The sequence below is a fragment of the Paraburkholderia sp. Cy-641 genome (assembly GCF_011752945.1).
Taxonomy (GTDB): Bacteria; Pseudomonadota; Gammaproteobacteria; order Burkholderiales; family Burkholderiaceae; genus Paraburkholderia.
Window position 1 is genome coordinate 1 of sequence record NZ_VWWM01000007.1, and the last position, 14,779, is coordinate 14,779.

Annotated in this window: 12 protein-coding genes and 1 pseudogene; 5 read left to right on the forward strand and 8 right to left on the reverse strand. The window is 65.2% G+C overall.

The window, feature by feature from the left end:
• From F3J20_RS05495 to F3J20_RS05515, 5 genes and pseudogenes are all read left to right on the forward strand, one after another.
• Window positions 1-353, forward strand: a pseudogene (locus F3J20_RS05495) (cytochrome ubiquinol oxidase subunit I); the annotation flags it as partial.
• Complete coding sequence (locus tag F3J20_RS05500; protein ID WP_167282356.1) at window positions 350-688, forward strand: hypothetical protein; 339 nt, start codon at window positions 350-352, stop codon at window positions 686-688. The pseudogene F3J20_RS05495 and the gene F3J20_RS05500, both read left to right, overlap by 4 nt.
• A gap of 215 nt (window positions 689-903) precedes the next feature.
• Window positions 904-2,229 (forward strand): ferric reductase-like transmembrane domain-containing protein, encoded by a 1,326-nt coding sequence (locus F3J20_RS05505; protein WP_167282357.1) that lies wholly within the window; start codon window positions 904-906, stop codon window positions 2,227-2,229.
• A 257-nt stretch (window positions 2,230-2,486) separates the two neighbouring features.
• Window positions 2,487-3,257 carry a hypothetical protein gene (locus tag F3J20_RS05510; RefSeq protein WP_167282359.1) on the forward strand — a complete coding sequence of 257 codons (771 nt, stop codon included), beginning with the start codon at window positions 2,487-2,489 and terminating at the stop codon, window positions 3,255-3,257.
• A gap of 200 nt (window positions 3,258-3,457) precedes the next feature.
• Window positions 3,458-4,027, forward strand: a complete 570-nt coding sequence (locus F3J20_RS05515; RefSeq protein ID WP_345889842.1) for a hypothetical protein — start codon at window positions 3,458-3,460, stop codon at window positions 4,025-4,027.
• Window positions 4,028-4,044: 17 nt separating this feature from the next.
• On the opposite strand, the gene F3J20_RS05520 is transcribed toward F3J20_RS05515, so the two are convergent.
• From F3J20_RS05520 to F3J20_RS05550, 8 genes are all read right to left on the reverse strand, one after another.
• Entirely contained in the window at window positions 4,045-4,581 is a 537-nt protein-coding gene (locus F3J20_RS05520) for a chromate transporter (RefSeq protein WP_167042769.1), read from the reverse strand.
• 148 nt (window positions 4,582-4,729) lie between these two features.
• A complete protein-coding gene (locus F3J20_RS05525) occupies window positions 4,730-5,023 on the reverse strand; it encodes an ABC transporter ATP-binding protein (protein ID WP_167282363.1) in 294 nt (97 codons plus the stop codon).
• Between the two features lie 11 nt (window positions 5,024-5,034).
• The gene (locus tag F3J20_RS32505; RefSeq protein ID WP_345889848.1) at window positions 5,035-5,259 is read right to left on the reverse strand and encodes an RNase A-like domain-containing protein; all 225 of its coding nucleotides are present in this window, start codon (window positions 5,257-5,259) and stop codon (window positions 5,035-5,037) included.
• 6 nt (window positions 5,260-5,265) lie between these two features.
• A complete protein-coding gene (locus tag F3J20_RS32510) occupies window positions 5,266-5,478 on the reverse strand; it encodes a hypothetical protein (protein ID WP_345889843.1) in 213 nt (70 codons plus the stop codon).
• 358 nt (window positions 5,479-5,836) lie between these two features.
• On the reverse strand, window positions 5,837-6,385 hold the full coding sequence (locus F3J20_RS05535) for a chromate transporter (RefSeq protein ID WP_167042873.1): 549 nt from the start codon (window positions 6,383-6,385) through the stop codon (window positions 5,837-5,839).
• Between the two features lie 257 nt (window positions 6,386-6,642).
• A complete protein-coding gene (locus F3J20_RS05540) occupies window positions 6,643-8,301 on the reverse strand; it encodes an efflux transporter outer membrane subunit (protein ID WP_275691440.1) in 1,659 nt (552 codons plus the stop codon).
• Window positions 8,298-11,609: an efflux RND transporter permease subunit gene (locus F3J20_RS05545; RefSeq protein ID WP_167282365.1), complete on the reverse strand. Its 3,312-nt coding sequence runs from the start codon at window positions 11,607-11,609 to the stop codon at window positions 8,298-8,300. The genes F3J20_RS05540 and F3J20_RS05545 overlap by 4 nt, the downstream gene beginning before the upstream one ends.
• The gene (locus F3J20_RS05550) at window positions 11,606-14,767 is read right to left on the reverse strand and encodes an efflux RND transporter permease subunit (protein WP_167282367.1); all 3,162 of its coding nucleotides are present in this window, start codon (window positions 14,765-14,767) and stop codon (window positions 11,606-11,608) included. The genes F3J20_RS05545 and F3J20_RS05550 overlap by 4 nt, the downstream gene beginning before the upstream one ends.
• Between the last annotated feature and the right edge of the window lie 12 nt (window positions 14,768-14,779).

Sequence of the window (14,779 nt, forward strand, 5' to 3'; positions counted from 1 at the left end):
CCGCGGAGCGCAAACCGCACGGCACGATCGCGCTGACCGCGCTCGCGCTGGGCGTGGCGCTCGTCGCCGACGTGATGCTCATCCACGGCGTGATGCCGAATCCGCGCGAGCATGCGCTCGGCGCGACCGCCGCCGCGCTGCTCACCTACGTCGCGATCCATGCGGGCGTCGGGCTGCTGTTCCTCGCCAGCAACATGCTGCGCCTCGGCGCCGGCTTCATCTCCGCGCGACGGCTCACGGACTTGCGCCTCACACGCCTGTGGGTCGATTACACGCTCGCGACCGCGATCGTCGCGCTCGGCCTCGTGCTCGCGCTGCCCGGCCTCGTCGCGATGCTCGGAGCAAAGCCATGAACGGACGCCCGCTTGCGCCGCGGCGTGTGTGGTGGCTCGCCGCCGGCTTCACGATCTGGTGCCTCGCGCTCGTGATTCTCTATGCGCTGCATGCGATCGGCTGCGCGTTCGCATGGTCGGCTGGTCCGTTGCGCGCGAGTCTCGCAATCGTGCTGCTGTTGCATCTGATCGCGATCGGCGGGTTGTGGCGCTACCGCGCCGCCGCGCGGCACGACCCCGGACCCGAGCCCATCAGTTCGTTCATGCACAGCGTCGTCATCTGGACGTTGATCGCGGCGCTCGTTGCGACCGTCATTACGTTCGGCCCCGCGCTGCTGCTCACGACGTGCGTCTGAACGCAAGGCGAATACGCCACGAGCGTGCTACGAGCGCGCCGTGAATTAGGCCGCAAGCACGCCACGAACACGCCGCAGGCACGCCATAAGCGCGCCGTGAGCATCACTTCCGGGCCACGTTTGAGCGCGCCGCGACCCTTTCGCCGCCCGCGCGGTCCGCCCGTTTCTCCCGTTTCGCCGCTCCCATAATTCGCCGCTCCCATAAAGAGGCACTCATGCAGTCTCACGATCTCGCGCGCAAGACCATCTGGTCCGCCATCTATCTGCTGTTCATTCTCGCCCCGCTGTTCGCGCTGCTGGCCGGCACGCTGCCGCCCGCGCGCGGCTTCGGCACCGAGTTCTCGGTGGCGCTCGGCTATTCGGGACTCGCGATGATGGGTCTGCGATTCGGCCTCACCGCGCGCTTTCGTCACGTGACCGAGCCGTGGGGCGAGGACGTCATCTACCATTTCCATCGGCGCGTTTCGCTGCTCGCGGTCGGCCTCGTCGTCGTTCATCCGCTGATCCTGCTCGCGATCGGCTCCGACAAGCTCGCCATGCCCGCGTCGCTCGGCGAAGTACCGTGGGGCGCATGGTTCGCGGTGCTGTCGATCGGCGCGGTGATCGTGCTCGTGATTACCGCGCTGTGGCGCAAACAACTGAAAATCCCCTACGAACTCTGGCATCTGTCGCACATCGCCCTCGCGCTGATCGCGATCTTCGGCGGCGTGCTGCACATGATCGGCTGGGGCTTCTATCTCGCCGATCCGCTCAAGCGCGCGCTGTGGATCGGCATGACGCTGTTCTGGATCGCGCTGCTGCTCTACGTGCGGCTCTTCAAGCCGCTCTTCATGTTGCGTCGGCCTTATCGCATCACCGAAGTGCGCAGCGAACGCGGCGACACCACGACGCTCGTCATGCAGCCCGACGGACATGCGGGCTTCCGCTTCAAGCCGGGGCAATTCGGCTGGCTTACCGTATGGGGCAGTCCGTTCAGAATCACCGGCCATCCTTTTTCGTTTTCGTCGAGCGCCGAAGCCGCGCAGGGCCGCGTCGAAATGACGATCCGCAATCTCGGCGACTTCACGAGCCGGGTCAAGACGATCGAGGCCGGCCAGCGCGTCTATCTCGACGGACCGTACGGCGCGTTCACGATCGGCCGGCCGACCGACATGCACGTGCTGATCGCGGGCGGCATCGGCATTACGCCGATGATGAGCATGATCCGCACGCTCGCCGATCGCGGCGACTCACGTCCGCTCGTGCTGCTGTACGGCGGCAAGAACCAGGATTCGCTGACCTTTCGCGAGGAACTCGATGCGCTGCAGGCGAGGCTCGATCTGCGCGTCGTCTACGTGCTGGCGGAACCGCCCGAGGGCTGGAGCGGCGAGACCGGGCACATCAATGCGGCCATGTTCCGGCGCCATCTGCCGCCGGGCTATGCCGATCACGAGTACTTCATCTGCGGACCGGACCCGATGATGGATGCGATCGAACGCGCGCTCGGCCAGATGGACGTGCCGCGCACGCGCTACCATTCCGAACGCTACAGCTTCGTTTAGGAGACTTGCGATGCGTCGACTCCTGGCCAATCACCTCGTCGTGGCGACGGGCATCGTCGTCGTGGCGCTGTCCTTGCTGTTCGCGTATCTGCGCGCCGGTTAAGCTCGGCAGCTGCGGGGGATACGCATGGGCCGCGCTGTAATACACTGTGCGGTCGAAATCCGGCGCGGCCGTGTGCCACCATATGCCACCATGTGTGGCTCAGGCGTCGGCTCATGCGCCCTCGCGCTCCTTCAGGCTCCAAGGTTGAATCGATATGCCCTATTTCTTCGGAATCGGTCTTCACGTCATCATTGCGATTTTTTTCGCCGTCCACGCGATACGCAATGGACAAGGCCTTTACTGGTTGTTCATTCTGTTCGCTTTCCCAATGCTCGGCAGCATCGTCTATTTGTTCGCGATCTATCTGCCGGGTCTGCGGCATTCGCGTGGCGCGCGCGTCGCAACCCAGGCCATTACGCAATTCGTCGATCCGAATCGCGCGCTGCGTGAAGCGCGCGCCGCTTTCGATCAGGCGCCGACCGTGCAGCATCGCATGCGGCTCGGCGAGGCCTTGCTCGCGGCCGGCGAGGCGCGCGAGGCGCTCGAACATTTCCAGGCGGCGGCAAACGGACCTTTCGCCAACGATCCGGTCTTGCTGCTCGGTCTCGCGCGCTCGCAGTTCGCGCTGCGCGACTACACGGCCGCCGACGCGACGCTGGCGAATCTGTTCTCGGGCAATCCGCAGGCGCGCAATCGGGGCGAGCCGGCGCTGCTGTATGCGCGCACGCTGGCCGCGCTCGGTGCGCCGGGCACGCGCGCCGCCTTCGAGCAGGCGCTCACCTGTGCGAGCGATGTCGCGCCGCGCTGCCTGTTCGCGGACTGGCTGGCCACGCAGGCCGACGCCGCCGATCGCCAGCGCGCCGAGAGTCTGTACGCGGAAATCGTTCAGGATGCGCGGCACTGGCCGCGTCACGCGCGGGAACATAACCGCGAGTGGTTGCAGCGCGCGCAGGCCGCGTTGGCAAGCGGCTCGACACGGCAATGAGCGACGCAAGGAGACAGTCGATGAAATGCGCGAGCCGGTCTTTTGCTGCCACTTTTGCTTCGAATGCCACGCTGACGGCGCTCGTCGCGGCCGCTTTGAGTTGGAGCAGTGCTTCGGCAATCGCCGCGGCAAGCACAGCAACAAACACAGCAACAAACACGCCGACAAACGCGAAGCATTTTGCGTGGCCCGCGTCGTTCGTGGTGCTCGGCGATGGCTATCCGCATGCGGGCGATGTATGCCGGCGGCTCGGCGAATCGTCCGCGACCGCGAACTATCTCGACCATACGGCAATGCTCGTCGGCTGTCCGGGCCTGCGCAATAGCGCCGACGTGCATGCGATTCTCGACCATCGACGTGCGCGCGTGGTGGGAGAAGCGGATGGCGTGACGCTGATTTCGATTGCCACCGAGGACGGTCCCGCCGCCGACGATCGAAGCTGGCCCGCGCAGACGCAAGACAAGGACATGCATTTCAGCACGACCGGCACGCTGCCCTGCGAGCGCGGCGGCGGCAAGACGAAGACCATGTGCAAGTACGGTGTCGTTCGTCATGGCAATCACTCCGCGAGCGTCGTAATCTACTGGCCCGATGGCAATACGCGCGTGATCCTGTTCAACGCGCACGGACGAGTACTCGGCGCGGCCATGAAAGCAGGCGATCGACCGATGCCGGGCAATACGCTGACCCGGAATAACGCCGGCATCAATCTGATTTCGATCGGCGATGAGCGCTATGAAATAGAGGATGCGGTTCTTTCCGGGCGTTGAATCGCGCGCGCCTTAACTCAAAGCAGCCCCGCGAAATGCGCAAGCACGAACACGACCGCGCCGCCCGCAATCAGCACCAAGGCGTTGATGCGCGTTTTCATCACGAGCAGCGTGGCAATCGCGGCCGTAAGCCATGCAATCCAGCCGCCTTCGAGCTGCTCGACCAGCACGTAGACGGCCGCGAGAATCAGGCCCGCCGCAACGGGCCGCAAACCGGCCTGCAAGGCGTTGAGCCAGCGCGCGCCCTCGTGGCGGTTCCACACGTGCACGACCGCGTACATCAGAAACGCGGTCGGCCCGAATAACGCGAGCGTCGCGACGACCGCGCCGCCGAGTCCGCCGACCTGCCAGCCGATCAGCGTCGCGAGCAACGATCCCGGGCCGGGCGCGAGCCGCGCAATCGCGAAGTCGCTGAGGAATTGCGCATGCGTCATCCAGTGATGCACGTCGACGACCTGCCGCTGAATCTCGGCGACGACACCCTGGCCGCCGCCGACGGTCACGATCGACAGCGGAGCAAAAACCGAAAACAGTGCGATGAGCGTTCTGGACACGTGATGGGTTCTTCTTAAGTTTGACTGCCCGAGGTGCGGCTAACGCCATGACGTTATACCTATCTCGCCAGCCCCTTATGAAGCGGGGGCCTGCGAGATAAGGGTGCCTGGTTGCCGCGGCCCTTCCGTGCCCGCGGCAACCGGCGGATTATTGCTCACTCAGAAGGTGTTTCAATTCTTCGAGAAACGAAGCAGTTGTATGGCCCCATAACATCGGGTCAAAATCCTGTCCGTAATCCTTTTCAAATGCAGAATCCAGATCATTCGGGTGCTCGCTTATGAACGAGTCTATCTCGCGGATCATTTCGAGGTGATTTTCCCGTGGGCAGTCCCTTCTGTAGCACGAAACAATCTCCGGAATCGTGTCTCCCCATAAATCAGAATCCTGATTAAAGTATGCGCCAAACAACTGATACAGGTTCGGGTAGCGATCCGACAGCATAACTTTTTCCTTCATCCGACGTAAGCTGTGAGAATGTAGTATGGCATTCCATTGCAGGTTTGATATTTCAGCACAACGACAACCTCATTCATCCGTGTCAGTTTTCCTGTCTGCCTCTCTATTCCATAGCCGACATCACCCGCAACGTGCTGCATCAGTGTGAGGGGACCACCACTACCTGAAGACTTCGCCCAATTCTGGACTTGTGTCGTGTGGACGCGCACTACTTCTGATATTGCCCATTATCCCGCCTTGCTCGCCATGGTCGGTTCGGGCAGCACGCAGAGCGCCCCAGCCCCGACCATTTCCAGCACGCCCCCCACGATCCGAAGACCGCCCCAGATCCGATTGAAAGACATCTCCGACCGGCTGATCGACTGGCGAGCCAGTACCGCAGCCAATTGCGGCGCACTGAACACCACGCGCACGCCGTCGGAATCCTGTTGATCCAACATTCCGAATTCCTCTGTCATTGTTTGGGCTGCCAAGCTAACAGGTGCCTACAGGGATATGGAATGGGCGATGGATGATTTTGGGGTTCCGCTGGACAACGAAATGTCAACATTTGTGTACGCTGGAATACCCATCGTGCCTCGCAAAAGCGACAGAAAACACGGCGTCAGGACCATTTGCTATGGCTTGCCGCCTGCGATGGACTTTGCCGCAGACATCAAGGCATACGCGCGAAGCGGATTGCAAACGTGGAGCACGAACAGCTTACAAACGCTGCACCATGTCATTGAAAGTCAACCGGCTATTTCGATGCCACGGCACAGCAGACACATTGTGTATAACGACACGGCCTACTACCACTCACGGCTCACGATCCATGACTCGCGCAGCGCGCACATATTCATAGCCGATGCTGATGGCGCCGCCGATCAGCACGGTCCACACGAGCGACACGCGAAACAGCGCGACAGCCGCGAACGTCGCGACCAGCACGAGATAGGGGAACACGCGGCGCGGCAGACGGTGCGCCGCCGTAATCGCCATCGACAGCGACAAGCCGATCGCGCCGGCTGCCGCACCCGCGAGCGCGACATGCGTGAGCGGAAACGAGGCGATGGCCGCGAAGAACACGCCGAGCAGAACGATCACCACGGCCGGCGGCAGGATGATGCCGCAGAACCCCGCAATCGCGCCGCGCCAGCCGAACAGGCGATAGCCGACCCAGATCGCCAGATTCTTCACGTTGACGCCCGGCAACGCCTGCGACAGCGCGAGGCCGTTGAGGAATTCGTCCTCGCTGATCAGGTGGCGGTCGTGCACGAACTCGCGCAGGAACCAGCCGCTCAGGCCGCCGCCAAAACTCGTCAGACCGATGCGCGCAAAAATCATGAACAGCCCGAGCACGGTCATGTTGCCGGACGGCGGTTCGCCGGGTTGCGCCGCCAGCTCGCCGCGCGGTGCGGCCGGGTCGCGGCTGTCGTTCTCGTCGACTTCGTGCTCGTTGGTGCCTGCCACGCCTGTTTCTCCTTGTGTGATGCTGCGTATGTCTTCGTATGCCGTCATGTGCCTTCGTATAAGACAAGCCGCGCATGATATCCGCAACGGCGCGCGGCCTTTTGTCGTGTCGTGTTACCGGCAGACGGGCCAACCCGCCCGTGGATGCACCGTCATGGCGGATTCGCGCCACCGTTGCTCACGGCAGCGGATGCAGCCGCAGCCGCAGAGGAAACCGCCGCCGCAGAAGCCGCCCCCGCCTCCCCGCTTTGCGCCGCCGCGCGCGCACTCCCGCCACGCGGGTCATGCAACTGATCCGCCGACCACCCGCCCCCTAGATCGCCGAACAACGACGCTGCATGCAACAGCCGCGACTCCTGCACGTTCAACGCGGTCTGCTGCGTGCTCAGTTGCGTGGCCTGCGCGGTCGCGACCGTCGTGTAGTCGACGGTGCCGGCCTGGTACTCGTTGAAGGCGATCTCCGCGCCGCGGTTCGCGTCGCGCACGGCCGCTTCGAGCACGTCGGCCTGCTCCGCGAGAATGCGCAAGCCGGACAGATCGTCCTCGACGTTCTGGAACGCGGTCAGCACCGTGCCGCGATAACTGGCGACGGCCGAATCGTAGGCCGCTTTCGCCGCATCGACGTCGGCGCTGCGCAGGCCGCCGTCGAACAGCGTTTCGCTCGCGCTGGCGCCGAGCGACCACACGTAGTTCGCCACCTTGAGCAGACCGGCCAGCGGCGACTGCGTGAAACCGGCCGCGCCCGAGAGCGAAATCTCCGGGTAATACGCGGACACCGCGACGCCGATCGCCGCGTTCTGCGCGGCCATCTTGCGCTCGGCCGCGGCGATGTCGGGCCGGCGTTCGAGCAGCGTCGACGGCACGCCGACCGGCACCGACGGCAGCACCGGCATCGCGGGATCGTGAGCGATCGACAGTTCTTCCGGGTTCTTGCCGACCAGCACCGCAATCGCATGCGCGTACTGCGCGCGCGCAACGCCGAGCGCGATCAGATCGGACTTCGCGGTATTGAGCTGCGTGCGCGCGGTAATCACGTCGCTCGGCGCAATCGTGCCCGCGCGGTCCTGCTCGGTGACGACGTCGAGAAAGTGCTGATACGCGACGACGGTCTGCTGCAACAGGTCGATGTTCGCGTCGCTCGTGCGCAGTTCGATGATCGCGGTCGCGAGCGCCACCTGCTCGGAGAGCGTCGCGTTCGCGAGGGTCGCTTCGGTGGCCTGGGCGTTCGCCGCGTTCTCCTCGACCGTGCGGCGCACCTGGCCCCACAGGTCCGGCGCCCAGCTGACGTTGCCTTCGAGCGAGCCCGCGTTGGCGATGCGCGTCGCCGTGCCGTTCAGCGTCGTGGCCGAGGCGCGCTCGCGCGTGGCCGAGCCGGTCGCGCCGAGCGTCGGGAACAGGCTCGCGTGCGCGGCGCGCACTTCGGCAAGCGCTTCCTGGTAGTTCGCGTAGTCCGCGCGCACGGTCTGGTTCGATACCGCGACAAGCGGTTCGAGTTCGTCGATCAGCGGATCGTTGAACGCGGTCCACCACGTACCCTTCGGCGCGCCCGCGTTGGGCTCGGCCTGGGTCCAGCCCGGCAGTTCGGCATAGGTAGCGGGCACGCGCACCTGCGGCCGGTGATAGTCGGGGCCGACCATGCAGCCGGCATTCAGCAGCGCGAGCAGCGTAACGGCGAGCGTCGCGGCGGACGGCCAACGCCATGAACCGGCGCGGCCGACATCGCCGCCACGGGCCGAAGCACGGCTCGCGCTACGCGCACGCTGCGCCGAATCCCGCGCACCCAAACGTGTGATGAAAATCTTCATGGTCATGCCTTCGTATCCGGTTGCCCCGGCTTCGCGTCGCGGTTCCAGCGCAGGCCGTCGGACCATCTGACGAGCCGCGCGCGCAGGCGGTCGAGGTACAGATAGATCACCGGCGTCGTGTACAGCGTAAACACCTGGCTCAGGAGCAGGCCGCCCATCACCGTGATACCGAGCGGCTGACGCAGCGAGCCGCCCTGGCCCATGCCGACCGCGAGCGGCACCGCGCCGAGCACGGCCGCGAACGTCGTCATCATGATCGGCCGCAGGCGGATCAGCGCGGCCGCGTGAATCGCGTCGCGCGCGGGCATGCGCTCCTGGCGCTGCAACTGGATCGCGACGTCGACCATCATGATGCCGTTCTTCTTGACGATACCGATCAGCAGAATGATGCCGATCAGCGCGATCACCGAGAACGGCGTGTTGAAGATCAGCAAGGCGAGCGTCGCGCCGATGCCCGCCGACGGCAGCGTCGAGAGAATCGTCAGCGGATGGATCGAGCTTTCGTACAGCACGCCGAGCACGATATACACGACGCCGAGCGCCGCGATCACGAGCAGCGGCACCGTGCCGACCGACTGCGAATAGGCCGCCGCCGCGCCCGCGAACGCGCCGTGAATGCTCGCGGGCATGCCGATCTCGCGGCTCGTGCTCTCGATCGTCTGCCCCGCCTGGCTCAGCGAACCGCCGGGCGGCAGGTTGAACGAGATCGTCGCGGCCACGAGGCCGCTCTGGTGATTCACCTGGGTCGCCGTGTGGCTGTTCGAATACGAGGCCATCGCCGAGAGCGGCACCATCGTTTCGGCGGCCGTGCTGTCCGCGCTGCCGGTCGAACTGCCGCCCTTGCTGTTGGCGATGCTGTTGTTCGTCGCGTTCGACTGCGCATTCGCATTGCGCGCGTTGGTGTTGGATGAGGCGCTGCCGCTCTGCGCGCTCGCCGCCGACACCGTGGCGCCCGGCATCTGCGTGGCGGCCGTGCCGGCCGGGTTGCCCGAGGCCGTGCTCAGATAGATATGGTCGAGCGCCTGCGGATACTGCCAGTACTCGGGCGCGACTTCCATCACGACGAAGTACTGGTTGAGCGGGTTGTAGATCGTCGACACGGTGCGCTGGCCGAACGCGTCGTACAGCACGTTGTCGACCTGGTTCGGCGCGAAGCCGTAGCGCGCCGCCGTCGCGCGATTGATCTTCACATAGGTTTGCAGGCCGTTCTGCTGCAGGTCCGAGTTCACGTCGAGCAGTTGTCCATGCGTCTTCGCGAGCGCGGTGACGAGCTTCGGCGTCCACTTGAAGAGCGCCGCGGAATCGTCGCTCGTCAGCGTGTACTGATACTCGGCCGCCGACTGCCGGCCGCCGATGCGCAAGTCCTGCTGCGCCTGCAGGAAGAGCCGCGCGCCCGACACCTCGTTGAGCTTGGGCCGCAGCCGGTTCACGACCTCGGTGGCCGTCGCGTGGCGCTCCGACAGCGGCTTCAGTTCGATGAACACGTTCGCGCTATTGAGCGCGCGGCCGCCCGTGAAGCCCGCGACCGACAGCACCGCCGGGTCTTTCTGCACGATCGCCTGCAACTGCGCGAGCTTCTTCTGCATGGCCGAGAACGAGATGCTCTGGTCGGCGATGATCTGGCCGATCAGGATGCCGGTGTCCTGCTCGGGAAAGAAGGTGGCCGGCACCAGTTTCAGCAGGAACACGTTGCCGATCAGCAGCGCGAACAGCAGCAGGATGACGAGCCGCGCATGATCGAGCACGGCCGTCAGCGAGCGAGCGTAGAGCGCCTTGAAGCGCTCGAATTGCCGTTCGATCCACTGCGCCCAGCGCGCTTTCGAATGGCCGGCGTTCTCGCGGCTCAGCACGTACGCGCACATCGCGGGCGTGACCGTCAGCGAGATCACGAGCGAAATGACGATCGCGATCGACAGCGTGATCGCGAACTCGTGGAACATCAGCCCGACGATGCCCGGAAACAGGATGATCGGCAGAAACACCGCGATCAGCGAGAGGCTCATCGAGATCACCGTGAAGCCGACCTCGCCCGCGCCCTTCAGCGCGGCCTCTTTCGGACTCAGCCCCAGCTCCATATGGCGCACGACGTTTTCGAGCACGACGACCGCGTCGTCGACGACGAAGCCGGTGCCGATCGTCAGCGCCATCAGCGAAAGATTGTCGATGCTATAGCCGAGCAGATACATCGGCCCGAAGCTGCCGATGATCGACAGCGGCAGCGCCACGGCCGGCACCAGCGTCGCGCGCGGCGACTGCAGGAAGATAAACACGACGCCGACCACCAGCAGCATCGCGATGAACAGGGTGCGCTCGGTATCGCCGACCGACGACGTGACCGACTCCGAGCGATCGATCGCGACGCCCACGTGCACGCTGCTCGGCAACGTCGCCTCGATCGACGGCAGCACGCTGCGGATCTGCCGCACGGTGCTCACGACGTTGCTGCCCGGCATCGGATAGACGATCACGAGAATCGCCGACTTGCCGTTGAAGAGCCCCGCATTGCGGATGTTTTCGTTCGAGTCGCGCACCTCGGCGACGTCGCGCAACTGCACCGGCGCGCCGTCGCGATAGGCGACCACGAGGTCGCGATACGGCGCCGCCTTCGTGATCTGATCGTTCGACGTGACGACATAGCGCTGAGCGCCGACGTCGAGATGGCCCTTGGCGCTGTCGGCATTGGCCGCGCTGATCGCCGCGCGCACGTCTTCCATGCCGATGCCGTAGCTGTTGAGCTTGCCCGGCTGCAACTCGACGCGCACGCTCGGCAACGCGCCGCCGCCGAGCGTGATCTGGCCGACGCCCTGTACCTGCGAGAGCTGCTGCTGGATCACCGAATCGGCGGAATCGTAAAGCTGCGCCTTGGTCAGCGTGTCGGAGGTCAGCGACAGCACCATGATCGGCGCGTCGGCCGGGTTGTACTGGCGATAGCTCGGATTGCTGCGCAAGGTGGTCGGCAGATCGGCGCGCGCGGCCTGGATCGCCGCTTCGACGTCGCGCGCCGCGCCGTTGATGTCGCGCTTCAGGCCGAACTCGACGACGATCAGCGACGAGCCGACGTAGTTGATCGAGGTCAGCTCCTCGACGTCGGCCATCGTCGCGAGCCGCCTCTCGAGCGGCTCGGCCACCGTCGCCGCCATGATGTCCGGGCTCGCGCCCGCCATGTTCGCCTGCACGACGATCACCGGAAACGCGATGTTCGGCAGCGGCGCGACCGGCAGGCGGAAATACGCGAGCGTGCCGGAAATCAGGATCGCGATGGCGAGCAGCGTGGTCGCCACCGGCCGCCGGATGAAGAGCGCCGGGATGTTCACGGCGCGCCCTCGGTGCCGCCCGCGGGCGGCGGCTCACCGGACTCGCTGCCGTCGTTGCCGCCGCGCGGGTTGCGCGCGGCGCGCCAGCGCTTCACGCGCGCCGCCATGCGGTCGAAGAACAGATAGATCACCGGCGTGGTGAACAGCGTCAGCATCTGGCTCAGCGTCAGGCCGCCGATGATCGCGAGACCGAGCGGCCGGCGCAGTTCCGACCCCGTGCCGGTGCCGAGCAGCATCGGCAGCGCGCCGAGCATCGCCGCGAGCGTGGTCATCAGGATCGGGCGGAAGCGCAGCAGCGACGCCTGGAAAATCGCCTCGCGCGGCGGCTTGCCGTGATTGCGTTCGGCGTCGAGCGCGAAGTCCACCATCATGATCGCGTTCTTCTTGACGATGCCGATCAAGAGCACGATGCCGATGATGCCGATCACGTCGAGATCGCTGCCCGCGAGCATCAGCGCGAGCAAGGCGCCGATGCCGGCCGAGGGCAGCGTCGAGAGAATCGTGACCGGATGGATGAAGCTCTCGTACAGCACGCCGAGCACGATATACACGGCGACGAGCGCCGCGATCAGCAGATAGACCTCGCTGGAAAGCGAATCCTCGAACGCGGCGGTTGCGCCTTGCAGCGACGAGGTGATCGACGGCGGCAGGTTCACGGCCTGCTCGGTCGCGTGAATCTCCTTGACCGCCGTGCTCAGCGAGGCGCCCTTCGCGAGATTGAACGAGATCGTCACCGAGGGGAACTGCGCGAGATGGCTGATGACGAGCGGCGACTTTTTGATCTCGATCTTCGCGATGCCCGACAACGGCACCTGCCCCGTGCTGCTGGTCTGACTCGGCAGATAGAGATTGCCGAGCGACTGCACGCTCGGCAGCGTCTCCGGCTTGGCGACGAGAATCACGCGGTACTGGTTCGACTGCTCGAAGATCGTCGACACGATGCGCTGGCCGAGCGCGTCGTACAGCGCGTTGTCGATCGTCGCGGGCGTGATGCCGAAGCGCGCGGCCAGTTGCCGGTTGACCTCGACGTTCACGCTGAGGCCGTCGCTATTGAGGTCGCTCTGCACGTCTTCGAGAGACGCAATGCGCTTCAGCCGCGCGACGAGGTCCGGCACGTACTGCTGGAACGCCTGCTGGCTCGGTCCGCGCAATACGAAGCTGTACTGGTTCGGCGAGACGGTCGTATCGAGCGTCAGGTCCTGCTCGGGCTGCATGTAGAGCTTCACGCCGGGCACCTGCGCGACTTCCTGCGCGAGCCGCCGCGCGACTTCCTGCGCGGTGTCGGAACGCTGGTCGCGATCGCGCAGATTGATCAGGAAGCGGCCGTTGTTGAGCGTCGCATTGATGCCGTCGATGCCGACGTACGAGGTGAGCGAAACCACGTCCGGGTCCTTCAGGATCGCCTCGGCGAGCGCGCTCTGGCGCTTGACCATCGCCGAGTACGAAACCGAGTTGTCGGCCACGCTGATGCCCTGGATCACGCCGACGTCCTGCACCGGGAACAGGCCCTTCGGAATCACCACGTACAGGAGGCCGGTCAGCACGACGGTGCCGATCGCGACCATCAGCGTCAGCGTCTGATGGTCGAGCACCCACGCGAGGCCGCGCTCGTAGGCGGCGAGCGTCTTGTCGAACAGGCCCTCGCTGATGCGCTCGAAGCGGCTCGGATGCCGCTCGGCCTGCGCGCGCAGCATGCGCGCGCACAGCATCGGCACGACCGTCAGCGAGACGATGGCCGAGATCACGATCGTGACCGCGAGCGTCACCGCGAATTCGCTGAACAGGCGCCCGATCACGCCGCCCATGAACAGCAGCGGAATCAGCACCGCGATCAGCGAAACGGTCAGCGAGAGAATCGTGAAGCCGATCTGCCCCGCGCCTTCGAGCGCGGCTTCGAGCGGCGTCATGCCCTCTTCCAGATAGCGCACGATGTTCTCGATCATCACGATCGAGTCGTCGACCACAAAGCCGGTCGCGATGATGAGCGCCATCAGCGAGAGGTTGTCGATCGAGTAGTTCAGCTGGTACATCACGGCCAGCGTGCCGATCAGCGAGACCGGCACCGAGACGCTCGGAATCAGCGTGGCGGGCACGTTGCGCAGGAACACGAAGATCACCGCGACCACCAGCACGATCGCGAGAATCAGCTCGAACGCGGCGTCCGCGACCGAGGCGCGAATCACGCCGGTGCTGTCCGACACCACGGTCACTTTCATGCCGGCCGGCAGCGTCGATTCGAGCTGCGGCAACTCCTTCATGATCTGGTTGACGGTCGCGATCACGTTCGCGCCCGGTTGCCGCTGCACGTTCAGCACGATCGCGGGCGAGCCGTTGTACCACGCGCCGCGCTCGACGTCCTGCGGCGCCTGGCTCACGCGCGCGACGTCGCGCAGGAACACCGGCGAGCCGTTCTGATACGCGATCACCGTGTCGAGATAGTCCTTCGGATCGGTGATCTGGTCGTTGCCGTTGATCGTGTAGTCGAGGTCGGGGCCGTCGAAATTGCCCTTCGGCTGGCTCACGTTGACGTAGCTGAGCAGCGTGCGCAGATCGTCGATATTGAGGCCGTAGGCGGCGAGCTTGTGCGGGTCCGCCTCGACGCGGATCGCCGGCACGTTGCCGCCGCTCGTCGTCACGACGCCGACGCCCGAGACTTCCGAAATCTTCGTGCCGAGGCGGTTGTTGGCGACGTCCTGCAACTGCGTCAGCGACATCGACTTCGAGGTGACCGCGAGCGTGAGGATCGGCTGGTCGGCCGGATTGACCTTCGCGTAAGTCGGCGGTGCGGGCAGGCCCGAGGGCAGATAGCTGTTCGACGCGTTGATCGCCTGCTGCACGTTCTGCTCGGCGATGTCGAGGTTCAGCGAGAGATCGAACTGCAGCGTGATGACCGAGGCGCCGTCCGAGCTATACGAGGTCATCTGCTGCAAGCCGGGAATTTCGCCGAGCTGCACTTCGAGCGGCGCGGTGACGGTGGTCGCCATCACGCTCGGGCTCGCGCCCGGATAGAAGGTCTGCACCTGGATCGTCGGATAGTCGACGTTCGGCAGCGACGAGACCGGCAGCACGCGCATCGCGACGAGCCCGACGAGCACGAGCGCGATCATCAGCAGCAGCGTCGCGACCGGTCGGAGAATGAAGAGGCGCGAGATGTTCATCGGCGCGGCGGT